Origin of the sequence: Variovorax sp. HW608, from assembly GCF_900090195.1 — a bacterium.
Lineage (GTDB): Bacteria > Pseudomonadota > Gammaproteobacteria > Burkholderiales > Burkholderiaceae_C > Variovorax.
Genome location: NZ_LT607803.1, coordinates 191,076 through 213,779 on the forward strand (window position 1 = coordinate 191,076; position 22,704 = coordinate 213,779).

Below are 22,704 nucleotides of genomic sequence, written 5' to 3' on the forward strand. Positions count from 1 at the left end.
TCGTTTCCGCAGGTGAGCGCATGTCTTCCGAATCCTCTTCCATCCTCGTTCCTCCCATGAAGCTTTCCGGCCTGGAGCCGGTGCAGATCGGGGAGGGCGCACTGTTCGTCAACATCGGCGAGCGCACCAACGTCACCGGTTCCAAGGCCTTCGCGCGGATGATCCTCAACGGCCAGTTCGAGGACGCGCTGGCCGTCGCGCGCCAGCAGGTCGAGAACGGTGCGCAGGTGATCGACATCAACATGGACGAGGCCATGCTCGACAGCAAGGCCGCGATGGTGCGCTTCCTGAACCTGATCGCGAGCGAGCCCGACATCGCGCGGGTGCCGATCATGATCGACAGTTCCAAGTGGGAGGTGATCGAGGCCGGCCTGCGCTGCATCCAGGGCAAGGGCATCGTCAACTCGATCAGCATGAAGGAGGGCGTCGACCAGTTCAGGCAGCACGCGCGCCTCTTGCGCCGCTACGGCGCGGCGGCGGTGGTGATGGCCTTCGACGAGAAGGGGCAGGCCGACACCTACGAGCGCAAGATCGAGATCTGCGAGCGCGCCTACCGCATCCTGGTCGACGAGGTCGACTTCCCGGCCGAGGACATCATTTTCGACCCCAACATCTTCGCGATCGCCACCGGCATCGAGGAGCACAACAACTACGCGGTCGACTTCATCGAGGCCACGCGCTGGATCAAGCAGAACCTGCCGGGCGCGAAGGTGTCGGGCGGCGTGTCGAACGTGAGCTTCAGCTTCCGCGGCAACGACCCGGTGCGCGAAGCGATCCACACGGTGTTCCTGTACCACGCGATCAAGGCGGGCATGGACATGGGCATCGTCAACGCTGGCATGGTCGGCGTCTATGACGACCTCGAGCCCGAGCTGCGCGAGCGCGTGGAGGACGTGGTGCTCAACCGCCGTCCCGATGCCGGTGAGCGGCTGGTCGAAGTTGCGGAAAGCGCCAAGAGCGGCGCCAAGGACGAAGGCAAGAAGCTCGAATGGCGCGGCACGGCGGAGCATCCGGTGTCGGTCCAGCAGCGGCTGTCGCACGCGATGGTGCACGGCATCACCGACTTCATCGTGGAGGACACGGAGGAGGCCTACCAGGCGATGATCGCCAAGGGCGGCCGCCCGCTGCACGTGATCGAAGGTCCGCTGATGGACGGCATGAACATCGTGGGCGACCTCTTCGGCCAGGGCAAGATGTTCCTGCCGCAGGTGGTGAAGTCGGCCCGCGTGATGAAGTCGGCCGTGGCGCACCTCATCCCCTACATCGAGGAAGAAAAGCGCCAGGACGAAGCCGCCGGCCGCGACGTGCGGACCAAGGGCAAGATCATCATCGCCACCGTCAAGGGCGACGTGCACGACATCGGCAAGAACATCGTCACGGTCGTGCTCCAGTGCAACAACTTCGAGGTGGTGAACATGGGCGTGATGGTCCCGTGCCACGAGATCCTCGCGCGCGCCAAGGTCGAGGGCGCGGACATCGTGGGCCTGTCGGGCCTGATCACGCCGAGCCTCGAGGAGATGCAGTACGTGGCCGGCGAGATGCAGAAGGACGACCACTTCCGCGTGCGCAAGATCCCGCTCTTGATCGGCGGCGCGACCACCAGCCGCGTGCACACCGCGGTGAAGATCGCGCCCAACTACGAGGGCCCGGTGGTCTACGTGCCCGACGCCTCGCGCAGCGTCAGCGTGGCGCAGTCGCTGTTGTCGGAGCAGGCGGCGAGCTACATCGACGAGATCAACGTCGACTACGAGAAGGTCCGGCAACTGCACGCCAACAAGAAGCAGGTGCCGCTGTGGCCGCTCGCGAAGGCGCGCGCCAACAAGACGCCGATCGACTGGTCGGGCTACGTGCCGCCGGTGCCGAAGTTCACCGGCCGCCGGGTGTTCCGCAACTTCGACCTGAGCGAGCTCGCGAAGTACATCGACTGGGGGCCGTTCTTCCAGACCTGGGACCTGGCCGGGCCTTTCCCCGCGATCCTGAAAGACGAGATCGTCGGCACCGAGGCGGTGCGCGTGTACGGCGACGGCCAGCGCATGCTCAAGCGATTGATCGAAGGCCGCTGGCTCACCGCGAGCGGCGTGGTCGGCTTCTGGCCGGCGAACACCGTGAACGACGACGACATCACGCTCTACACCGACGAGTCGCGCGCCGAGGCCGCCCTCACCTGGTGGGGCCTGCGCCAGCAGACCGAGAAGCAGATGGTCGATGGCGTGATGCGCCCGAGCCGCTGCCTCGCCGATTTCGTCGCGCCGCGCGAGAGCGGCCTGAAGGACTACGTGGGCCTGTTCGCGGTGACCGCCGGCATCGGCGTCGACAAGAAGGAGAAGTACTTCATCGACGACCTCGACGACTATTCGGCGATCATGCTCAAGGCGCTGGCCGACCGGCTGGCCGAGGCCTTCGCCGAGGCGATGCACCATCGCGTGCGGACCGACCTGTGGGGCTACGCGCCCGACGAGTCGCTGGGCAACGACGAGATGATCGCCGAGAAGTACCGCGGCATCCGCCCGGCGCCGGGCTATCCGGCCTGCCCCGACCACAGCGTGAAGCAGCCGATGTTCGAACTGCTGAACTGCGCCGAGATCGGCATGACGCTGACCGAAAGCCTGGCGATGCTGCCGGCCGCGAGCGTGAGCGGCTTCTACCTGAGCCATCCCGACGCGACCTACTTCAACGTCGGCAAAATCGGGCATGACCAGTTGCAGGACCAGGCCGCGCGCCGCAAGCAAAGCGAGGCGGACCTGCAGCGATTGCTGGCTTCGAACCTAGGATGACCGTTCCTGTTCTTGGCGGCGCGAAGCGCGCGCCCGTTCGCAGGCTGCCGTGGAACCGGCTTTGCCGGGCCACCGGCAGCGCCCCCGGTAGGGGGTTGGCGAAGCGACACGAAGTGCGCGCAGCCTGGGGGCGAGCCTAATGATCATCTTTGCAGCCGCGCATTACGCGGCGCTGGCCGTTTTCGTCGCCAGTTGCTGGGGCTTGGGGCGGGCGGTGCTCGCGCGCTTCGGCACGCCCGTGCGCAGCGACGTCTGGCTCGAGGCCGCGATGGCCGTCACGACCGGCCTCGGCATCTTCATCTGCCTCTTCCAGGCCTTCGGCATCGCGGGCCGGTTCACGCCCACGGTCGTGGTGACGATGGTCGCGCTCGGCGTCGCCGTGGCGATTGCGCAGCTTCCGGCGTGGCTGCGGCAGTTGCGCATGCGCGAGGTGCCGCCCGCGCTGTCGTGGCTCGAGAAGATGGGGATGATCGCGCTCGCGCTGGTTGCGGTCACCACGCTGGCCGCGCCGCTCGCGCCGCCGGCCGCGTTCGACGAACTGATGTACCACCTGCCGTACGCCCGCGAGGTTGCGGGCAGCGGCAGGCTCGGCGTCTACGAGTGGCTGCGCTATCCCTGGTTCCCGTACAACTACAACCTGCTCTATGCCGGCGCGCTGATGGTCGGCAACGACGTCTTTCCGCACTTGATCAATGCGCTTGCGGGCTGGACTTCGGTGCTGATCGTCTATCGCCTCGGCGTGCTGCACGTCAACCGCGTGGTGGCCTGCGTGGGCGCGGCGATCTGGCTCGCCATGGGCGACTACACGGGCGCGCTCATCGACACCAGCGTGGCGCTCTTCGTGCTCGCGGCCTGCGCGGCGCTGTGGTGGTGGCGCGAAGCGCCGCCGCCCCATGGTTCACGCTGGCTCGCGCTCGCGGCCTTCTTTCTCGGCATCGCGGCCGGGTCCAAGTACCAGGCGCTCACGGTGCTGCCGCTCGTCGGTGTGTTCGTTCTCTGGCACGAGCGCCGTCCGCGCGTGCTGGCGCTGGCGCTGCTGTGCTTCCTGATCCCTTGCGTGTACTGGTACGCGCGCAATGCGATCATGACCGGCGACCCCTTCAACCCGATCGGCGCGCGCGTCTTCGGCTTCACCAACTGGAACGCCGCGGACTATCGCCTGCAATTGCAGGACGTGCGCGACCACGCCGCGCTGCCGAGCCCGCTCATCTGGGCGTTGCTGGCCGTGCCCTTCAGCGCGCACTGGAAGCGCTCCGCCGCCTTGCGGGCCGCTGCGGTGTTCTGCCTTTACTCGCTCTTCGTCTGGAGCCTGACCTCGCGCTATCCGCGCTACCTGACCTCGGCTTTTCCGCTCTTCGCGTTGACGGCCGCGGTGGGCTGGCAGACGGTGTTCGGCGGCATTGCCGCCAGGCTGCGCCGGAAGATGCCCGAGCACGACCGCAGCGGTGGACTCGACCGTGCAGGCCGCTGGTTCGCCATCCTGTTGCTGGCAGCCGGCGTAGGCCTTGTCTTTCACAAGACGCGCGAAAAGGTGTCGATGATCGCGGTCACGCCACAGCAGCGCGAAGCCTTCCTGCGCAAGAACGTGCCGGGCTACGCGGTGATGAATTACCTGCGCGAGCATGCGACGGGCCACGTCTACCAGATCGCGCTGAGCGAGGCGACCTACTACGGGCCGAGCCCGGTCTGGGGCGACACGATCGGGCCGTGGCGCTACTCGGACTTCATCCTCTTCCCGCCCGCGGACTATGCGCGAAAGCTTGCCGAGAAGGGCTTCGAGGCCATCGCCGTGTCGCTGCCCACGGCGACCTACCTCGAGGCCCAGCCGGGCTTCCACGAGCAATTCGCGCTCATGTACGAGAAAGACAATGCAAAGGCCTATCGCATTCGCCAGTATCGAAATGACAGAACACCCTGATCTGCCACCGCTGCGCATTGCCGCAGTGATCCCGTGCTTCAACGAGGCGCTGGCGATCGGGCAGGTGATCGACGAATTCCGCGCGGCACTGCCCGAGGCCGAGATCCATGTGTTCGACAACAACTCGACCGACGACACGGCGGCCGTGGCGCGCGCGCACGGCGCCTTCGTCACCCACGTGCCGCTGCGCGGCAAGGGCAACGTCGCGCGCCGCATGTTCGCGGACGTCGAGGCGGATATCTACGTCATGGTCGACGGCGATGCGACCTATGACCTCGGCGGCGTGCGCGGCCTCATCGACCGGATGGTCGAAGGCAACCTCGACATGGTGGTCGGCTCGCGCGTCGACGCGGGCGACGATTCGCAGACCTATCGCCCGGGCCACCGCTTCGGCAACCGCCTGCTGACCGGCGCGGTCGCGCGCCTCTTCGGCGGGCGCCTTCAGGACATGCTCTCGGGCTATCGCGTGTTTTCGCGGCGCTACGCCAAGTCGTTCCCCGCGGTGTCGAAGGGCTTCGAGATCGAGACCGAGCTCACGGTGCATGCGCTCGAACTGCGCATGCCCTTCGCGGAAGTGCCGGGGCTCTACCGTTCGCGCCCCGAGGGCTCCGAGAGCAAGCTGTCGACCTACCGCGACGGCTGGCGCATCCTGCGGACCATCTTCAAGCTGTTCGTGAGCGAACGGCCGCTGCAGTTCTTCAGCAGCGTGGCGGCCGTGCTGGTGCTGATCTCGCTCGTGCTGGCCGAGCCGCTGGTCGTCACCTACCTCCAGACCGGCCTGGTCCCGCGCTTTCCGACCGCCGTGCTCGTGACCGGCACCATGCTGATGGCGATGCTGTCCTTCGTCTGCGGCATCGTGCTGCACACCGTGACCATCGGCCGGCAGGAGGCCAAGCGGCTGCGCTACCTCTCGATCCCGGGCGTGCGGCACCGCGTGCAGCCATGAAGATCGGCAAGGAGTTCCTGGCCTTCGCGGTCGTCGGTGCGATCGGCTTCGTCGTCGACGTGGGCGTGCTCTACCTCGCATCGCCGCATCTGGGCTGGTATGGCGGGCGGGTGCTGTCCTGGATCGCGGCTGCGACCGCCACCTGGCTGCTCAACCGGCACTACACCTTCCGCGCGCGCCAGTCAGGCGCCTCGATCGTGCGCGAATATGCGCACTACATGCTGACGATGCTCGGCGGCGCGCTGGTCAACTACGCGGCCTACGTGCTCACGCTGCACTGGGTCAGCGGCTCGTGGGGTCCGGCGCTCGGCGTGGCGGTCGGAAGCGGGGCCGGGCTGGTGGTGAACTTCCTCTCGGCCCGGTACTTCGTCTTCCGGGCCGCGCGCGAGCACTGAACAGGGGGAGAGGCGCCTCAGTGCGCGCCTGAAACCACCTCTGGAACTTCGGTGGCCGGCGGCGTGTTGCGGCTGCGGCCGCAGCGCACGATGCCGTCGATCATCACCATCCCCACGCCGGGGATGTCGCCGAGCTGCACGCTTTCGAGCAGGGTCTTGCCGGCGGTGTGCTGTGCGCGATCCAGGAACACGAAGTCGGCCGCGCGGCCCGCCTCGATCAGGCCGCAGTTCAGATTTCGCATGCGCGCCGTGTTGCCGGTGGCGAAGCAGAACACCAGCTCGGCCGGGATGTTCGCGAACGACGACAGCAGCGACACCATCCGCAGGATGCCCAGCGGCTGCACGCCCGATCCCGCCGGCCCGTCGGTGCCGAGGATCACGCGGTGCGGGCACTTCAGGTCGATCGCCGCCCTGGCCGCGGCCACGGCGGTGCGCTCGTTGCCGTTGTGCACGATCTCGATGCCGCGCGAGCTCTTCTCGCACAGCTCGCACACATGCGCCTCCGGCAGCGAGGTGTGGCCGCCGTTGATGTGGCCGATGATGTCGGCGTCGGCCTCCAGCACCGTGTCCTTGTCGATGTAGCCCGAACCCGGCACCGACGGCCCGCCGGTGTGGATGGTGCTCTGGATGCCGTACTTGCGCGCCCAGGCGACCATCTCCTTGGCCTCGTAGCCGGCCTTCACCGAGCCCAGCCCGACTTCGCCGAGCAGGCCGACGCCGGCTTCGGCGAGTTCCCTGAAATCGCTCTCGACCATGCCCTTCTCGATGACCGGCGCGCCGGCCAGCACCTTCACGCCGGCCGGGCGGAAGGCGTCGAAGGCGCGCTGTGCGGTGATGGCCAGCGCCTTCAGGCCCACGATGTCCTTGGGCCGGCCGGGGTAGTGCACCTCGCCGGCGGAGATCATGGTGGTCACGCCGCCGTTCAGGCTCGACTCGATCCAGTTGAGCTGGCTCTGGCGCGGCGTCCAGTCGCCCGCGACCGGGTGCACGTGGCTGTCGATCAGTCCCGGCGCGACGCAGGTCTTCTTCGCGTCGATGAGGGTCTTCGCGCCTTCGGTGTCGCAGTCCTTCTCCTTGCCGACCGCGACGATCAGCCCGTCGTTGACGACGATGGTGTCGGCATCGAGGATCGGCTTGTCGATGTCGCCCGAGAGCAGCAGACCTATGTTCCGGATGACGACCTTGCCTGACTTTGCGGTGCTTGCGACTTCTGCCATTTCTGTTCCTGATCGTGAGGTGAAACTGATGCTTCGTCAGGGGCTCCGGCATCGACCGTGCGCAGCACGGTCTCGATCACGAAGTCTTCCCAATGCGCGACGGCTTCCTGCGTTTCGAGCGGCTCGCCGAGGAAGGCGGTGAGCGTGTGCCGGTTCGACATGTAGAAGTAGCCGGTCGACGCGATCAGCAGGTAGAGGTCGCGCGGTGCCACGTCGGCGCGGAACAGGCCCTGCGCGACGCCGCTGGCCATGATCTCGCGGATGATCGAGATCGCCTGCGACGAGTATTCGCGCGCGCGCAGCGACTTCGCGATGTGCCGACCCTTGTGCAGGTTCTCGGTGTTGAGCAGCGTGACGAAGTCGGGGTTCTTGCGGTAGTAGCCGAGCACGAACCGGATCAGTGCGGTGAGCGCTTCCACCGGCCGCGAGGCGTCGAGGTCCAGCGCCGCCTCGGCTTCGTCCATGCGCCGGTAGATGCCTTCGAGCACCGCGATGAAGAGGCCTTCCTTGCTGCCGAAGTAGTAGTAGATCATCCGGTCGTACGACTTCGCGGCCTTCGAGATCTTCTCGACGCTGCCGCCGTCGTAGCCGTACCTGGCGAACACCTTCGTCGCCGCGCGCAGGATGCTCTCGCGCGTGGCCTGCGCCGCGGCTTCGCGTACGCCGGTGCGGCGCTGGGGGCGGGCGGTCGTGGCCTTGCGCTCGGACATTCGCGGCAGACGATTTACTTTTCGGCGAAGGCGCGTTCCACCACGTAGTCGCCGGGGGTGCTCGTATTGCCTTCCTTGAAGCCGCGTCCCTCGAGGATGTGCTTCAAGTCGACAAGAAGGCCCGGGCTGCCGCAGAGCATCACGCGGTCTTCGGCCGGGTTGAGCGGTGGCAGGCCGAGGTCGTCGGTGAGCTTGTTGCTCTCGATCAGGTCGGTGATGCGGCCCATGTTGCGGAACTCCTCGCGCGTCACCGTCGGGTAGTAGAGCAGTTGCTTCTCGACCATCTCGCCGAGGAATTCATGCTTGGGCAGGTGGTCGATCACCAGGTCGTGATAGGCCAGCTCGTCCACCTGGCGCACGCCGTGCACCAGGATGACCTTTTCGTACTTCTCGTACGTCTCGGGGTCGCGGATGATGCTCATGAACGGTGCCAGCCCGGTGCCGGTGCCGAACAGGTACAGGCGCTTGCCCGGCAGCGTGTAGTCGATGAGCAGCGTGCCCGTGGGCTTGCGGCCGACGATGACGGTGTCGCCCACCTGGATGTGCTGCAGCCGCGAGGTGAGCGGCCCTTCTTCCACCTTGATGCTCAGGAACTCGAGGTGCTCCTCGTAGTTGGGGCTCACGATGCTGTAGGCGCGCAGCAGCGGCTTGTTGTTGACCTTCAGCCCGATCATCGTGAAGTGGCCGTTGGAGAAACGCAGCGCCGGGTCGCGCGTGGTCGTGAAGGTGAACAGCCGGTCGGTCCAGTGGTGGACGCTCAACACTCGTTCTTCGCTGAATGCACTCATAAGGGTCGGAAATGGTGAAGGACTGAAAAGAAGCGAACCCTCTATTGTCGGCGACGCCCGTCGGCTCGCGGGCAAGGCTCACGAAAACACCATTGCAAGCATCGGGCCCGTTTGCTACATTGACCTTCAATGTAGTGTTTGCCACATGAAAGTTTAGGGAATGCTACACAAACGCCACCTTCGGCACAAGCGGGTATCGGGCACGGTTGTTGCACTCCCGCCGGCCTGATTTTCAAGAGAAGCCCGCGATGACCGAACACACGAAAACAGACGGACTGCCCGGCATGGACATGCCCGTGCTGCCCGAGGCCACCGGCCGCTCGCCGCTGCGCAACGAGCGCATGAGCGCGAGCAAGGTCGAGTGCAATGCCTGCCCCGTGCTGTGCCAGATTTCCGAGGGGCGCACCGGTGCCTGCGACCGCTACGCGAACCGCGAGGGCGTGCTGGTGCGGATCGATCCGGTGGTGCTGCTGCGCCGCGAGCTGTCCGGCGACACGCCGGTGCTCGTGCCCTTCGCGCAGGCCGGCGCCGAGGCCGCCGGCGATGCGGGCGCCGGCGAAAAGTCGCCGGACTGGAACGGCGATCTCCTCCATACCGACGAGGTCTTTGTGACCGGCGTGGGCTCGTCCACCACCTACCCCGACTACAAGCCCGCGCCCTTCATCGTCGCGTCCAAGGCCCAGGGTGTGGACATGGTCACCGTGGTGACCGAGGGCATCTTCAGCTACTGCAGCTTCAAGGTGAAGATCGACACCGACCGCTTCCTCGGTCCCGAGCAGGCGAACGTCCGCTACAAGGGTGAGGTGGTCGGCCATGTCACCACCGCCGAATACGGCTCGCAGATGCTCTCGCTCGGCGGCGTGCACCACCTCACCGGCGGCAGCAAGAAGGAAGGCCGCATGACCGCGGAGCTGATGCAGCTGCTCGGCAACAAGAAGGCGGTCGAATGCGTGATCGACGGCGGCGCCAGCATGGTGATCCAGGCCGGCCGCGCGCCGATCGTCAACGGCGTCCTGGAGCAGCGCATGCGCGTGGGCTGCGGCTCGGCGGCGATCGGCATCTTCGCGCGCCAGCTCTTCGGCCATGCGGACGAGGTCGTGGTGGTCGACGACCACATCACCGGCGTGCTCACCGAGCACCAGGCCGGGCGCTGCCTCGACATGCCGGCCTCGGGCATCCGGATGCGCGGGCGCAAATCGACGCCGGGGCGCTACTTCCAGGTCGCGAATCCGGGCACCGGATGGGGCGGCACCGACATCAGCGATCCGCTGTCGATCATCGAAGGCTGGGAAGAGGGCGTCGCGCGCCCGGGCCTCAAGCTCCTGATGACCTCGACCACCGGCGAGCATGCGCAGTGGTACGTGCTCGACGAGCAGTTGCACCCCGTCGAGCAGGAGATGCCCGAGGAAGTGCGCCGCATCGTCGACCGCATCGGCGAGAACTGCGAGCCCTCGCTGTGCACCGTGCTGTTCCTGGGTGGCGCCGGCGGCAGCCTGCGCGCGGGCGTGACCGAGAACCCGGTGCTGCTCACGCGCGCCATCAAGCGCGCGCTGGTCAACGTGACCTGCGGCGGCGCGCCGGCCTACGTGTGGCCCGGCGGCGGCATCACGGTGATGGTCGACGTGATGCGCATGCCCGACAACAGCTTCGGCACCGTGCCGACGCCGGCGATCGTTGCGCCGATCGAGTTCAGCATGCGGCGCGGCGACTACGAGGCGCTCGGCGGCCACATGGAGCATGTGTTCTCGATCGAGCAGGCGCTGGCGCGCGGCGCCTGGCACAACGATGGCGCGCCGCTCGCGCGCCAGTGGCAGCGCATCGACGCGGCCAATCCGTGGCCGCTCGGCCAACCTCCCATGCTGGGTTGATGATGAGCGCACGACGCACCGCGCTCGATGGTGGCCGCTGGCATCTGAATCACGGCCCCATCGACATCGTGGCCGAAGCGCATGGCGATGCGGTGGAAGTGGCGGTGGCGCACGAGCTCGCGTGGCGGCGCTTTGGCACCGTGCTCGATGAGCTCGTCGGCGAGCTCGCCCTGCTGCGCCAGCCGGTCGATGCGCAATGCCCGCTTCGCGGACCCATCGCGCAACGCATGTGGCAGGCCTGCGCGCCGTTCAGCGCCGGCTTCATCACGCCGATGGCCGCGGTGGCGGGGGCGGTCGCGCAGGAACTCATCGCCTTCTTTCATCGCCCGGGCATCGAGCGCGCATGGATCAACAACGGCGGCGACATCGCGCTCCATCTCGCGCCGGGCCATTCGGTGCGCGTCGGGCTGTTCGCGGACCTCGCGCGATTCGATCTGCGCGACACCGGTCCGCTCGCGACCGACGGCCAGTTCGAGGTCACTGCGGACATGCCGGTGCGCGGCGTCGCGACCAGCGGCTGGCGCGGGCGCAGCTTCTCGCTCGGCATCGCGGACAGCGTGACCGTGCTCGCCGCCACGGCGGCCGAAGCCGATGCCGCAGCGACCGTGATCGCGAACGCGGTGAACGTCGAGGACCGTGGCATCCACCGTCTTCCGGCCAACGAATGCAAGGACGACAGCGACCTTCGCGATCTGCTCGTCACGCGCGACGTCGAGGCCCTCGCGCCCGCCCAGGTGCAGCGCGCACTGGATGCGGGCGTTGCACGTGCCGAGGCCTTGCAGCGCATGGGTCTGGTGGCGTCGGCGGTGCTGGTTTGCCAGGGGCAATGGCGCCTGGTTCAGCCCTTAAGCTCGCGGGCGACGGCACTGCCGCTGCAGAGGGCGGCCGCTGGCGCCGGCGATGCAGTTGGTTCAGTATTTGCTTAACGAAAAGCAGGACTTGTTTTCATGATCGATATACGCCGTGTCTTCACCCAGGTCGAGACCATCCACCATGAGTTCGGACCCCGCGCCGCGACGCCGCTGGTGCGTGGCGCGATCGCCGCGGTGCTGACCAATCCCTTCGCGGGCCGCTACGAGCCCGACATCCTTCCGATGATGAAGCTGCTCGATCCAGTGGGCCTCGAGATGGCGCACCGGCTGCGCGCCGCGATGGACGTGCCGGTCGAACGGATCGCCACCTACGGCAAGGGCGCGATCGTCGGCGCGGCCGGCGAGCTCGAGCACGGCGCGCTGTGGCACGTGCCCGGCGGCTATGCGATGCGCGAGCTGCTCGGCTGGAAAGGCGACCGCGATGCGTACCGCCAGGGCAAGGCCGAGGATGCGAGCCCCCACGCTCGGCACTCCGTGTCCTCGCTGCCCCCCGAGGGGGCCGCTTTTGCCTTGGGGCGGCCCGGCGCCAAAAAGACCGGCCAGCCCGGCAATGCGCTCGCGATCGTGCCGTCCACCAAGAAGGTCGGCGCGCCCGGCGCCACGCTCGACGTGCCGCTGACCAACATCAATGCCAGCTACGTGCGCGGCCAGTTCGATGCCTTCGAAGTGCGTGTGCCCGGTGCACCGGCGGCCGACGAGATCGTTTTCATCCTCGCGATGAGCACCGGCTACCGCGTGCACGACCGCGTCGGTGGTCTGCGTGCCGAAGACATCAGCAAATGGGATGGCCTGCGCTGAGCGCGCCGTTCCGCATCCAAGAGACACAAGGAAGAAAACCATGACCGCCAACATCCGCAAGCTCGTCATCCAGGTCGATGAGACCCGCAAGGAAATGGGCAAGACCATCGAGCCGCCGACGCGCCGCGCCGTCGCCATCGCCGTGATCGAGAATCCGTACGCGGGCCGCTACAGCGAATCGCTCGACGAGCTCATCGACATCGGCGAAGAACTCGGTGCCTTGCTCGGCCGGAAGGCGGTCGCCGCGCTCGGCATCGAACCCGGCCAGGCGCAAAGCTACGGCAAGGCCGCGATCGTCGGCGAGGCCGGCGAGCTCGAACATGCTGCGGCGATCCTGCATCCCAAGCTCGGCGCACCGCTGCGCGCGGCGGTGGAGAAGGGCGCAGCGCTCGTGCCCTCGGCCAAGAAGCGCGGCACGCTCGGCACCGCGATCGACGTGCCGCTGGGCCACAAGGACGCCGCCTTCGTGCGCAGCCATTTCGACGCGGTCGAAGCGCGCGTGTCGGATGCGCCGCGCGCCAACGAGATCGTCGTCGCGGTCGCGGTGACCGACAGCGGCCGTCCGCTGCCGCGCATCGGCGGCCTGCAAGTGTCCGAGATCAAGGGCGTCGACGGCCTCCGTTGAGCCGCATGCCACCATTCGTTTCTTTGCAATCGACCTCGAGGAGTTCCCGATGACCCCACTGCGTTTCGCCTTCACCGCGGCTGCCGTCGCCACGCTCGTCACCGCACTCGTTCCCGCGCATGCGCAGGGCGTGATCAAGATCGGCGAGATCAACAGCTACAAGGCCCAGCCCGCCTTCCTCGAGCCCTACAAGAAGGGCATGGAGCTCGCGATCGACGAGATCAACGCGCAAGGCGGCGTCAACGGCAAGAAGATCGAGCTCGTCAGCCGCGACGACAACGCCAACCCCGGCGATGCGGTGCGCGTGGCCGAAGAGCTGGTGTCGCGCGAGAAGGTCGACATCCTGGCGGGCACCTTCCTGTCGAACACCGGCCTCGCCGTCGCCGACTTCGCCAAGCAAAAGAAGTTCTTCTTCCTCGCCGGCGAGCCGCTGACCGACAAGCTCACCTGGCAGGGCGGCAACGCCTACACCGTGCGCCTGCGTCCCGGCACCTACATGCAGGCTGCGATGCTGGTGCCCGAGGCGGCCAAGCTCAAGAAGAAGCGCTGGGCGGTGGTCTACCCCAACTACGAGTACGGCCAGTCGGCAGTCGCGGCGTTCAAGCAGCTGCTCAAGGCTGCGCAGCCCGATGTGGAGTTCGTCGCCGAACAGGCCACGCCGCTCGGCAAGGTCGATGCCGGCAGCGTGGTGCAGGCGCTCGCCGATGCCAAGCCCGATGCGATCTTCAACGTGCTCTTCGGCGCCGACCTCTCGAAGTTCGTGCGCGAGGGCAACACGCGCGGCCTGTTCAAGGACCGCGACGTGGTCAGCGTGCTGACCGGCGAGCCCGAGTACATGGACCCGCTGAAGGACGAAGCGCCCACCGGCTGGATCGTGACCGGCTACCCGTGGTACGGCATCACCACGCCGGAGCACAAGAAGTTCGAACAGGCCTACCAGGCCAAGTTCAAGGACTATCCGCGCCTCGGCTCGGTGGTGGGCTACACGATGGTCAAGTCGGCTGCCGCGGGCATCGCGAAGGCCAAGAGCACCGAGCCTGAAAAGCTGGTCGCGGCCTTCAAGGGCCTGCAGGTGGACACGCCGTTCGGCAAGATCACCTATCGCCCGGAAGACAACCAGTCCACCATGGGCGCGTTCGTCGGCCGCACCAAGAACGAAGGCGGCAAGGGTGTGATGGTCGATTACGTCTACCTCGACGGCGCGGATGCGAAGTACCAGCCTTCCGCTGCCGAGATCAAGAAGGGCCGGGCTGACTGAGCAACTGAGGCGAACGGGTCATGAGCTTTTCCGGTTTCATCGTCCAGCTTCTCAACGGGCTGGCGAGCGCGTCGTCGCTGTTTCTCGTCGCGGCGGGTCTGTCGCTGATCTTCGGCGTCACGCGCATCGTGAACTTCGCGCATGGCTCGTTCTTCATGGTCGGCATCTACGTGGCCTATACGCTGGTCGACCGGCTGGGCGGCGGCCTCGGCTTCTGGCCTGCGCTGGTGCTCGCGGCGCTCGCGGTCGGCGTGCTCGGCGCGCTGATCGAGGTGGTGCTGCTGCGCCGCATCTACAAGGCGCCGGAGCTCTTCCAGCTGCTCGCGACCTTCGCGCTCGTGCTCGTCATCAAGGACGCGGTGCTGTGGCTCTGGGGGCCGGACGAACTGCTCGGCCCGCGCGCGCCGGGGCTCGCGGGATCGGTGTCGATCCTCGGGCGCCAGTTTCCTTCGTACGACCTGTTCCTGATCGTCGTCGGGCCGGTGGTGCTCGGCCTCGTGTGGATGCTGCTGACGCGCACGCGCTTCGGCACGCTGGTGCGCGCCGCGACCCAGGACCGCGAGATGGTCAGCGCGCTCGGCGTGAATCAGGCGTGGCTCTTCACGGCGGTGTTCGCGCTCGGCGCATTGCTGGCGGGGCTCGGCGGCGCGCTGCAACTGCCGCGCGAACCGGCCACGCTCGAGATGGACCTCAACACCATCGGCGCCGCCTTCGTCGTCGTGGTGGTCGGCGGCATGGGCTCGATTCCCGGCGCGTACGTTGCCGCGCTGCTGATCGCGGAGATCAAGGCGATCTGCATCTGGCTCGGCGTGGTCGATGTGTTCGGCCTCAGCATCTCGTTCTCCAAGCTCACGCTGGTGGTCGACTTCCTCGTGATGGCGGTGGTGCTCGTGTGGCGCCCGTGGGGGCTCATGGGCCGGCCGCAGGCGCCGAGCCGCTACGTGGGCATGCAGGAGGAGCCGTTGCGCCGTCCCAGCAGGACCTACCTCGTCGCGGCCGGCGTGTTCGGTCTGGTGCTGGCCGCGATGCCGCTGGTCACGGCCGACTCGCCCTACACCACGGTGCTGATGATCGACCTGATGATCGCCGCTCTGTTCGCGACCAGCCTGCATTTCATCATGGGTCCGGCGGGCATGCATTCCTTCGGCCACGCGGCGTACTTCGGCCTCGGCGCCTACGGCGCGGCGCTGCTGGTGCGCGCGAGCGGCATGCCGATGGAGCTCGCGCTCATCGTCGCGCCGCTGGTGGCCGCGGTCGGCGCCTTCGTCTTCGGCTGGTTCGCGGTGCGCCTTTCGGGCGTCTACCTCGCGATGCTCACGCTGGCCTTCTCGCAGATCACCTGGGCCGTCACCTACCAGTGGGACAGCTTCACCGGCGGCAGCAACGGCCTGACCGGCGTCTGGCCGTCGGCATGGCTCGCGGACAAGCGGGCCTACTACTGGCTCACGCTGCTGCTGGTCGGCGCGGGCGTGCTGTGGCTGCGCCGCGTGCTGTTCTCGCCCTTCGGCTACACGCTGCGCGCGGGGCGCGACTCGGCGCTGCGCGCGGATGCGATCGGCATCGATGTCAAGCGCATGCAATGGGCCGCCTTCGTGATCGCCGGCATCGCCGCCGGTCTGGCGGGCGCGTTGTTCGCTTTCTCCAAGGGCAGCATCTCGCCGGAATCGCTGAGCGTCGGCAAGTCGGTCGATGGCCTCGTGATGGTGCTGCTCGGTGGCATCCAGACGCTGGCCGGCCCGGTGGTCGGCGCCGTGACCTTCACCTGGCTGCACGACACCGTGGCGCGCAACACCGACTACTGGCGCGCGATGCTGGGCGGCATCATCCTGCTGCTCGTGCTGCTGTTCCCGCAGGGCATCGCGGGGTTCGCCAAGCAGCTCTTCGACCGCAAGCGGCATGCCGCGGAAGCCGCCGAACTCAAGGAAGCGAAGGCATGAGCCTCCTCAAAGTTGCAGAACTCGGCAAGTCCTTCGGCGGCGTGAAGGCTGTCGACGGCATCAGCTTCGATCTCGCGCCGGGGGAACTGCTGGCGCTCATCGGGCCGAACGGCGCGGGCAAGTCCACCACCTTCAACATGGTCAACGGGCAGCTGAAGGCCGATCGCGGCTCGATCCTGCTGGGTGGCGAGGAACTCGTCGGCAAGAAGCCGCGCGAGATCTGGCGCCTGGGCGTGGGCCGCACCTTCCAGATCGCCGAGACCTTCGCCTCGCTCACCGTGGTCGAGAACGTGCAGATGGCGCTCTTGTCGCACGACCACAGGCTGTTCTCCACCTGGCGCCGCGCGGCAGACCACAAGCGCGAGGAGGCGCTCGCGCTGCTCGACCAGGTCGGCATGAAGTCGCAGGCCGACCGCCCATGCAGCGTGCTCGCCTACGGCGACGTCAAGCGCGTGGAGCTCGCGATCGCGATGGCCAACAGCCCCAAGCTGCTGCTCATGGACGAACCCACCGCCGGCATGGCGCCCAAGGAGCGCAACTCGCTGATGGCGCTGACCAAGCAGCTCGTCATCGACCGCGGCATGGCGGTGCTCTTCACCGAGCACAGCATGGATGTGGTGTTCGCCTATGCCGATCGCATGATCGTGCTGGCGCGCGGACGCCTCATCGCGCAGGGCAAGCCGCTGGAGATCCGCGACCATCCGAAGGTCCAGGAGGTCTATTTCGGCAGCGGAAAGACCTTCGAGAAGATCGCCGAGAAGGCGGCCGCAGTGAATGCCGCGGTGGGAGAAGCAGCATGAGCTCACATGAAGTCCTGCTCGAAGCCAAGGCGCTGTGCGCCTGGTACGGCGCGGCGCAGATCCTTTATGACGTCGATCTCGAAGTGCGTCGCGGCGAAGTCGTTGCCCTGATGGGCCGCAACGGCGCGGGCAAGTCCACCACGCTCAAGGCATTGATCGGCATGCTTGCCAAGCGCCGCGGCGCCGTGCGCTTCCTCGGCCACGACATCTCGAAGGCGGAGCCGCATCAGGCGGCCCGCCTCGGTCTCGGCTTCGTGCCGGAAGACCGCCGCGTGTTCACCGACCTCAGCGTGATGGAGAACCTCGAAGTCGGCAAGCAGGCCGCACGCCGCTGGAGCGATGGCGCCGATGCGCCGCTGTGGACGCCCGAGCGCCTCTTCAAGCTCTTCCCGAACCTCGGCGAAATGCCCAATCGCCCGGGCGGCCGCATGAGCGGCGGCGAGCAGCAGATGCTGACCGTGGCGCGCACGCTGATGGGCAACCCGTACCTCGTGCTGCTCGACGAACCCTCCGAAGGCGTCGCGCCGGTGATCGTCGAGCAGATGGCGAACATGATCCTGGAGCTCAAGGCGCAGGGCGTGAGCATCCTGCTGTCGGAGCAGAACATGCATTTCGCCGAGCTGGTCTCCGACCGCGCGTATGTGCTGGAGAAGGGCCAGATTCGCTACCAGGCCACGATGGCCGAGCTGGCCGCGAACGACGAAGTGCGGCGTGCCTACCTGAGCGTCTGATTTCTTTTTTCATCAACCCGAGGAGCGAAACATGCACGACACCCAACGCAGATCCCTCTTGAAGTCGGCCGCAGCCCTGGGGCTGCTCGGCGGTCTCGGCGCTTCGGCGCCGTTGTTCGCGGCGGCCAGGATCAAGCCCGGCGCCAATGCGGCGCTGATCGTGGTCGATGTGCAGAACTGCTTCGTCGACGGCGGCACGCTGCCGGTGAAGGGCGGCGCGGAGGTGGTGCCGCTGATCAACAAGCTCGCGGGTTCGTTCGAGAACATCGTGGTCACGCAGGACTGGCACACGCAAGGCCATGCGTCGTTCGCGAGCGCGCACGAGGGCAAGAAGCCCTTCGAAACCACCAAGCTGAGCTACGGCAACCAGGTGCTGTGGCCCGACCACTGCGTGCAGGGCACCGACGATGCCGCGCTCCACAAGGACCTGAAGCTGCCGACCGCGCAGCTCATTATCCGCAAGGGCTTCCACAAGGGGATGGACAGCTACTCGGCCTTCGAGGAAGCGGACCACAAGACAGCGACCGGGCTCGCCGGCTACCTCAAGGGGCGCGGCATCAAGACCGTGTTCGTGACCGGGCTCGCGACCGATTTCTGCGTGGCCTGGACCGCGATGGACGCGCGCAAGGCCGGCTTCGACGTCTACGTGATCGAGGACGCCACGCGCGCGATCGATCTCAACGGCTCGCTGGCCGCCGCGTGGAAGCAGATGAACGCGAAGGGCGTCAAGCGCATCCAGTCCGCCGACATCGAAACCGTGTGAGGGTCAACGGACGCAGCGTCGATCTCCCCGCGTCCCGCGAGGCGACGCTTTTGCATGTGCTGCGCAACGACCTGGGGCTGAACGGCCCCAAATTCGGTTGCGGGCTCGGGCAATGCGGGGCCTGCACCGTGTGGGTCGATGGCGTGGCCGCGCGCGCCTGCGTGATTCCGGCGCGTTGCGTTGCCGGCCGCGCAATCACCACCCTTGAAGGACTTCCGGACGTGGCCCCCAAGCTCGGCACTCTCGTGTCCTCGCCACCCCCCAAGGGGGCTGCCGCGCCTTGGGGCGGCCCGGCGGCGCGGCCGCGCGAACGCTGGCACCCGGTGCAGCAGGCCTTCGAAGATGCACAGGCCGCGCAATGCGGCTATTGCCTGAACGGCATGGTGATGCAGGCGGCCGCGCTGCTCGCGCGCGAGCCGAATCCGAGCGAAGCGCGCATCCGCAGCGAACTCTCGGGCAACCTGTGCCGCTGCGGCACGCATGTGGAGATCGTGGCCGCGGTGCAGCGCGCCGCACTGTCGCTGGCCGGAGGCGCCGACTCGTGACGCGGCGCGCCGACCTGCCACGCACGCGCAGCGAATTCCTGGATGCGGATGGCGTGCTCGTCATCATGCGCGAGACGCCGCCCGCGCCGCCGCAGGCCAAGGGCCAGCCCGCGCTGATCGCCGGCAATCCGGCCGAGGGGCCGGAGGTGCTGCTCGCGGTCTGGGACGACGGCAGCGTCACCGCACTGAACGGCCATGTCGACCTCGGCACCGGCATCCAGACCGCGCTGTCGCAGATCGTGGCCGAGGAACTCGACGTGCCGCTGGCGCAGGTGCGCATGGTGCTCGGCGATACCGCGCGCGCGCCCAACCAGGGCGCGACGATCGCGAGCGCATCGATCCAGATCCACGCCGGCCCGCTGCGCCACGCGGCGGCGCAGGCGCGCGCATGGCTCGTCGCGCAGGCCTCGGAGCGGCTGGGCGTGCAGCCTTCGCTGCTCGCGGTACGCGATGGTCGCGTGCATGCGGGCGACGATCCGGCGTTCAGCCTCGGCTTCGGCGAACTGGTCGCCGATGCGCGCACCGTGCTCGAACTCGACACCGTTTCGCGGCTGAAAGACCCGGCCGACTACCGCATCGTCGGCAGCCGCATTCCCCGTGTCGACATCCCGGCCAAGCTCGCGGGCGAGCTCGTCTTCGTGCACGACATGCGCGTGCCGGGCATGCTGCACGGGCGCGTGGTGCGGCCGCCGTACGCCGGCGCAGACCATGGCGACTTCATCGGCAACACGCTGGAGTCGGTCGACGAATCGTCGATCGCCCACATCCCCGGCATTCGCGCGGTGGTGGTCATTCGCGACTTCGTCGGCGTCGTCGCACAGCGCGAGGAAGAGGCCGAACAGGCGCTGCGCGACCTGCGCGTGCAGTGGAAGCCCTGGCCCGGGCTTCCATCGCTCGACGACCTCGAAGGCGCGCTGCGCGCCAATCCCGCGACGCAGCGCCTGCTGGTCGACGAAGGCGACGTGGACGGCGCGCTCGCCCAGGCCGCGCAGCCGATGCCGCGCACCTATGTTTGGCCCTACCAGATGCATGCGTCGATCGGCCCCTCGTGCGCGCTCGCGCACTGGGAGCCCGGCGATGGCGGTGGCATCAGGCTGCGCGTGTGGGCCGGTTCGCAGAACCCGCATGTGCTGCGCGCCGATCTCGCCAAGCTCGTGGGGCTCGAAGACGTGCAGATCGACGTGGTGCGCATGGAGGCCGCCGGCTGCTATGGCCGCAACGGCGCCGACGACGTCGCGGCCGACGCTGCGCTGCTGTCGCGTGCGGTCGGCGCGCCGGTGCGGGTGCAGCTCACGCGCGAGCAGGAGCATGCCTGGGAGCCCAAGGGTGCGGCGCAGCTGATGCAGGTGCGCGGCGGGCTCGATGCGGACGGCAATGTCGCCGGCTACGACTACGAGACCTCCTATCCGTCGAACGGCGCGCCGACGCTCGCGCTGCTGCTGACACGCACCGTCGAACCCGTCGCGCAGGCCTTCGAGATGGGCGACCGCACCGCGCGGCCTCCCTATTCGTACGGCAACCTGCGCGTGAAGGTCAACGACATGGCGCCGATCGTGCGCGCCTCGTGGCTGCGCGGCGTCTCGGCCTTGCCGAGCTCGTTCGCACACGAGTCGTACATCGACGAACTGGCGACCGCGGCCGGCGTCGATCCGGTCGCGTTCCGGCTGCGCCATCTGCACGATCCGCGCGCGGCGGACCTGGTGCGCGAGACCGCGCAGAAGGCCGGCTGGCGCATGCGCACCGGGCCGCAGGAGGATGCCGATGGCGATCACCCTTCAAGGCGCGCTGACGCGCGCGTGGGGCCCGGCGGCGACATCCTCTTCGGCCAGGGCTTCGCCTATGCGCGCTACGTGCACAGCAAGTGGCCCGGCTTCGGCGCCGCGTGGTCGGCGTGGGTCGCCGATGTCGAGGTCAATCGCAAGACCGGCGAGGTGCATGTGCGCCGGGTGGTGGTCGGGCACGACGCGGGGCTGATGGTCAATCCGGCGGGTGTCGAGCACCAGATCCACGGCAACGTGATCCAGACCACCAGCCGCGCCTTGAAGGAGCGCGTGCGCTTCGCGGAACAGGCCGAGCCGGGCACGCAGCTGCAGCCCGGCGTCTCGCCCCCGGGCGTGGTTGCAAGCCGGGAGTGGGGCAACTACCCGATCATCAATTTCCGCGAAGTGCCGGTCATCGAGGTCGTGCACATGCAGCGGCCCGGCGAGCCGCCGCTGGGTGCGGGCGAATCGGCATCGGTGCCGGGCACGGCGGCGATCGCGAATGCGATCTTCGATGCGACGGGTGTGCGCTTTCGCGCGCCGCCGTTCACGCCGGAGGTGGTGCGGGCGGCGCTCCATCCGCTGCCGCCGCCCGCAGAAGCAGAACCGCACGAGGCTGAGCCGCGCGCGGTGCCCGCCGATGCGCCATGGCCGCGCCGACGCGGGCTCTGGGCCGGCGCCGGCGCGCTGCTCGTCGGCGCGATCGGCGCCGTCGCCGGCCTGCTCGGATGGCGCCCGGCGATCGCGCCGGTGTCGTTCAGCGCGCCGGCCTACAGCGACGCGACGATCGAGCGCGGCCGCATGCTCGCGGCGCTCGGCGACTGCGCGGTCTGCCACACCGCGCCGGGCGGTGCGCCCAACGCCGGCGGTCGCGCGATGGAAACGCCCTTCGGCACGATCTACACCACCAACCTCACGCCGGATGCAGAGACGGGCCTCGGCCGCTGGTCCTTCAGCGCCTTCCAGCGCGCGATGCGCGAAGGCATCTCGCGCGATGGCCATCACCTGTATCCCGCCTTTCCGTACACCGCCTTCGCCAGGACCAGCGACGACGACCTGCAGGCCCTCTACGCGTACCTCATGTCGCTGCCGGCGGTGCGGGCCGAAACACCGGCGGCCGAGCTGAAGTTCCCGTTCAGCGCCCGCCCGCTCATGGCGGGATGGAATGCGCTGTTCCACGATCCCTTGCCGATGCAGCCGGTGGCGGCGCAGAGCGCCGAGTGGAATCGCGGCGCCTACCTCGTCAACGGCCTCGGCCACTGCGGCGCCTGCCACACGCCGCGCAATGCGCTCGGCGCGGAGCAGGGCGGCGCGGCCTTCCTGTCGGGCGCGATGGTGGAAGGCTGGGAAGCGCCAGCGTTGAGCGCGCTCTCGACCTCGGCGGTGCCGTGGAATGCCGATGCGCTCTACAGCTATCTGCGCCATGGCCACGCCCGGCATCACGGCGTCGCGGGCGGCCCGATGGCGCAGGTGGTGCGCGAGCTCGCGGCCGTGCCCGATTCGGACATCCGCGCGATGGCGGCCTATCTCGCGTCCTTCAACCCCAGGCTGTCGGACGAGGCCGCGTCCGCGCAGGCGCAGCAGGCGGTTGCCCGCGCGGCTGCCGGGCAAGCTCAGCTGCTCGGCACCGGCCAGCGCATGTTCGAGGGCGCCTGCGCCGCCTGCCATCACGATGGCGACGGCCCCACGCTGCTGGGCGTGAACACGCCGCTCGCGCTCAACAGCAACTTGACGAGCGTACGGCCCGACAACCTGGTGCAAGCCATCCTCGAAGGCGTGCGCGAGCCGGCCGCACGCGACATCGGCTTCATGCCGGCCTTTCGCGAGGTGCTCGACGATGCGCAGATCGCCGAACTCGCCGGCTACATGCGCGCGCGCTTCGCGCCGCAGGAGCCGCCATGGCAAGACCTGCGCGGCAGCGTCGCTCGGGTGCGTGCGGCCAGCGGTGCCCACGCGGCGCCATGAAGCACCATGAGGCGCCACGAAATCGGCGCTCTCC

At 68.1% G+C, this 22,704-nt stretch carries 18 protein-coding genes; 15 read left to right on the forward strand and 3 right to left on the reverse strand.

The features are described 5' to 3' along the window. Nucleotides 1–20 precede the first annotated feature (20 nt). The 4 genes from metH to VAR608DRAFT_RS00920 all read left to right on the forward strand — a co-directional run bounded on the left by metH (nucleotide 21) and on the right by VAR608DRAFT_RS00920 (nucleotide 6,033). A complete protein-coding gene (metH, locus tag VAR608DRAFT_RS00905; protein WP_088952355.1) occupies nucleotides 21–2,774 on the forward strand; it encodes a methionine synthase in 2,754 nt (917 codons plus the stop codon). A 139-nt stretch (nucleotides 2,775–2,913) separates the two neighbouring features. Further along, nucleotides 2,914–4,692 (forward strand): ArnT family glycosyltransferase, encoded by a 1,779-nt coding sequence (locus VAR608DRAFT_RS00910; protein ID WP_231973100.1) that lies wholly within the window; start codon nucleotides 2,914–2,916, stop codon nucleotides 4,690–4,692. Continuing rightward, nucleotides 4,676–5,638: a glycosyltransferase family 2 protein gene (locus tag VAR608DRAFT_RS00915; protein WP_088952356.1), complete on the forward strand. Its 963-nt coding sequence runs from the start codon at nucleotides 4,676–4,678 to the stop codon at nucleotides 5,636–5,638. Before VAR608DRAFT_RS00910 ends, VAR608DRAFT_RS00915 begins: the two co-directional genes overlap by 17 nt. Next, complete coding sequence (locus VAR608DRAFT_RS00920; protein WP_088952357.1) at nucleotides 5,635–6,033, forward strand: GtrA family protein; 399 nt, start codon at nucleotides 5,635–5,637, stop codon at nucleotides 6,031–6,033. The genes VAR608DRAFT_RS00915 and VAR608DRAFT_RS00920 overlap by 4 nt, the downstream gene beginning before the upstream one ends. Nucleotides 6,034–6,050: 17 nt before the next feature. On the opposite strand, the gene VAR608DRAFT_RS00925 is transcribed toward VAR608DRAFT_RS00920, so the two are convergent. Genes VAR608DRAFT_RS00925 through VAR608DRAFT_RS00935 form a run of 3 tightly spaced genes read right to left on the reverse strand, consistent with a single transcriptional unit; the run spans nucleotide 6,051 to nucleotide 8,748 of the window. Beyond that, the gene (locus tag VAR608DRAFT_RS00925; protein ID WP_088952358.1) at nucleotides 6,051–7,250 is read right to left on the reverse strand and encodes an amidohydrolase family protein; all 1,200 of its coding nucleotides are present in this window, start codon (nucleotides 7,248–7,250) and stop codon (nucleotides 6,051–6,053) included. Then, complete coding sequence (locus tag VAR608DRAFT_RS00930) at nucleotides 7,196–7,960, reverse strand: TetR/AcrR family transcriptional regulator (RefSeq protein ID WP_088952359.1); 765 nt, start codon at nucleotides 7,958–7,960, stop codon at nucleotides 7,196–7,198. Before VAR608DRAFT_RS00930 ends, VAR608DRAFT_RS00925 begins: the two co-directional genes overlap by 55 nt. Before the next feature lie 14 nt (nucleotides 7,961–7,974). Further along, a complete protein-coding gene (locus tag VAR608DRAFT_RS00935; RefSeq protein ID WP_088952360.1) occupies nucleotides 7,975–8,748 on the reverse strand; it encodes a ferredoxin--NADP reductase in 774 nt (257 codons plus the stop codon). A gap of 248 nt (nucleotides 8,749–8,996) precedes the next feature. Between VAR608DRAFT_RS00935 and VAR608DRAFT_RS00940 the strand changes: the two genes are divergently transcribed. The 11 genes from VAR608DRAFT_RS00940 to VAR608DRAFT_RS00990 are packed head-to-tail and all read left to right on the forward strand — an operon-like array spanning nucleotide 8,997 to nucleotide 22,670. After that, nucleotides 8,997–10,616 carry a 6-hydroxynicotinate reductase gene (locus VAR608DRAFT_RS00940; protein WP_088952361.1) on the forward strand — a complete coding sequence of 540 codons (1,620 nt, stop codon included), beginning with the start codon at nucleotides 8,997–8,999 and terminating at the stop codon, nucleotides 10,614–10,616. 2 nt (nucleotides 10,617–10,618) lie between these two features. Beyond that, nucleotides 10,619–11,542, forward strand: coding sequence for a UPF0280 family protein (locus tag VAR608DRAFT_RS00945; protein WP_088958536.1), 924 nt, complete (start codon nucleotides 10,619–10,621; stop codon nucleotides 11,540–11,542). Nucleotides 11,543–11,563: 21 nt separating this feature from the next. After that, nucleotides 11,564–12,286, forward strand: a complete 723-nt coding sequence (locus VAR608DRAFT_RS00950) for an amino acid synthesis family protein (protein ID WP_088952362.1) — start codon at nucleotides 11,564–11,566, stop codon at nucleotides 12,284–12,286. A gap of 40 nt (nucleotides 12,287–12,326) precedes the next feature. Beyond that, nucleotides 12,327–12,911, forward strand: coding sequence for an amino acid synthesis family protein (locus VAR608DRAFT_RS00955; protein WP_088952363.1), 585 nt, complete (start codon nucleotides 12,327–12,329; stop codon nucleotides 12,909–12,911). A gap of 49 nt (nucleotides 12,912–12,960) precedes the next feature. Then, the gene (locus tag VAR608DRAFT_RS00960; protein ID WP_088952364.1) at nucleotides 12,961–14,169 is read left to right on the forward strand and encodes an ABC transporter substrate-binding protein; all 1,209 of its coding nucleotides are present in this window, start codon (nucleotides 12,961–12,963) and stop codon (nucleotides 14,167–14,169) included. Between the two features lie 20 nt (nucleotides 14,170–14,189). Further along, nucleotides 14,190–16,106: an ABC transporter permease gene (locus VAR608DRAFT_RS00965; protein WP_088952365.1), complete on the forward strand. Its 1,917-nt coding sequence runs from the start codon at nucleotides 14,190–14,192 to the stop codon at nucleotides 16,104–16,106. Further along, nucleotides 16,103–16,906, forward strand: coding sequence for an ABC transporter ATP-binding protein (locus VAR608DRAFT_RS00970; protein ID WP_088952366.1), 804 nt, complete (start codon nucleotides 16,103–16,105; stop codon nucleotides 16,904–16,906). The genes VAR608DRAFT_RS00965 and VAR608DRAFT_RS00970 overlap by 4 nt, the downstream gene beginning before the upstream one ends. Continuing rightward, nucleotides 16,903–17,637, forward strand: coding sequence for an ABC transporter ATP-binding protein (locus VAR608DRAFT_RS00975; protein ID WP_088952367.1), 735 nt, complete (start codon nucleotides 16,903–16,905; stop codon nucleotides 17,635–17,637). The genes VAR608DRAFT_RS00970 and VAR608DRAFT_RS00975 overlap by 4 nt, the downstream gene beginning before the upstream one ends. Before the next feature lie 31 nt (nucleotides 17,638–17,668). Then, a complete protein-coding gene (gene pncA / locus VAR608DRAFT_RS00980; protein ID WP_088952368.1) occupies nucleotides 17,669–18,400 on the forward strand; it encodes a bifunctional nicotinamidase/pyrazinamidase in 732 nt (243 codons plus the stop codon). Next, on the forward strand, nucleotides 18,397–18,945 hold the full coding sequence (locus VAR608DRAFT_RS00985) for a (2Fe-2S)-binding protein (RefSeq protein ID WP_088952369.1): 549 nt from the start codon (nucleotides 18,397–18,399) through the stop codon (nucleotides 18,943–18,945). Before pncA ends, VAR608DRAFT_RS00985 begins: the two co-directional genes overlap by 4 nt. Next, complete coding sequence (locus VAR608DRAFT_RS00990; protein WP_088952370.1) at nucleotides 18,942–22,670, forward strand: molybdopterin cofactor-binding domain-containing protein; 3,729 nt, start codon at nucleotides 18,942–18,944, stop codon at nucleotides 22,668–22,670. Before VAR608DRAFT_RS00985 ends, VAR608DRAFT_RS00990 begins: the two co-directional genes overlap by 4 nt. Nucleotides 22,671–22,704 lie beyond the last annotated feature (34 nt).

Coding starts and splice junctions, on each gene's coding strand:
- metH (WP_088952355.1), top strand. CDS start 21: ATGTCTTCCGAATCCTCTTCCATCCTCGTTCCTCCCATGAAGCTTTCC.
- VAR608DRAFT_RS00910 (WP_231973100.1), top strand. CDS start 2,914: ATGATCATCTTTGCAGCCGCGCATTACGCGGCGCTGGCCGTTTTCGTC.
- VAR608DRAFT_RS00915 (WP_088952356.1), top strand. CDS start 4,676: ATGACAGAACACCCTGATCTGCCACCGCTGCGCATTGCCGCAGTGATC.
- VAR608DRAFT_RS00920 (WP_088952357.1), top strand. CDS start 5,635: ATGAAGATCGGCAAGGAGTTCCTGGCCTTCGCGGTCGTCGGTGCGATC.
- VAR608DRAFT_RS00925 (WP_088952358.1), bottom strand. CDS start 7,250: ATGGCAGAAGTCGCAAGCACCGCAAAGTCAGGCAAGGTCGTCATCCGG.
- VAR608DRAFT_RS00930 (WP_088952359.1), bottom strand. CDS start 7,960: ATGTCCGAGCGCAAGGCCACGACCGCCCGCCCCCAGCGCCGCACCGGC.
- VAR608DRAFT_RS00935 (WP_088952360.1), bottom strand. CDS start 8,748: ATGAGTGCATTCAGCGAAGAACGAGTGTTGAGCGTCCACCACTGGACC.
- VAR608DRAFT_RS00940 (WP_088952361.1), top strand. CDS start 8,997: ATGACCGAACACACGAAAACAGACGGACTGCCCGGCATGGACATGCCC.
- VAR608DRAFT_RS00945 (WP_088958536.1), top strand. CDS start 10,619: ATGAGCGCACGACGCACCGCGCTCGATGGTGGCCGCTGGCATCTGAAT.
- VAR608DRAFT_RS00950 (WP_088952362.1), top strand. CDS start 11,564: ATGATCGATATACGCCGTGTCTTCACCCAGGTCGAGACCATCCACCAT.
- VAR608DRAFT_RS00955 (WP_088952363.1), top strand. CDS start 12,327: ATGACCGCCAACATCCGCAAGCTCGTCATCCAGGTCGATGAGACCCGC.
- VAR608DRAFT_RS00960 (WP_088952364.1), top strand. CDS start 12,961: ATGACCCCACTGCGTTTCGCCTTCACCGCGGCTGCCGTCGCCACGCTC.
- VAR608DRAFT_RS00965 (WP_088952365.1), top strand. CDS start 14,190: ATGAGCTTTTCCGGTTTCATCGTCCAGCTTCTCAACGGGCTGGCGAGC.
- VAR608DRAFT_RS00970 (WP_088952366.1), top strand. CDS start 16,103: ATGAGCCTCCTCAAAGTTGCAGAACTCGGCAAGTCCTTCGGCGGCGTG.
- VAR608DRAFT_RS00975 (WP_088952367.1), top strand. CDS start 16,903: ATGAGCTCACATGAAGTCCTGCTCGAAGCCAAGGCGCTGTGCGCCTGG.
- pncA (WP_088952368.1), top strand. CDS start 17,669: ATGCACGACACCCAACGCAGATCCCTCTTGAAGTCGGCCGCAGCCCTG.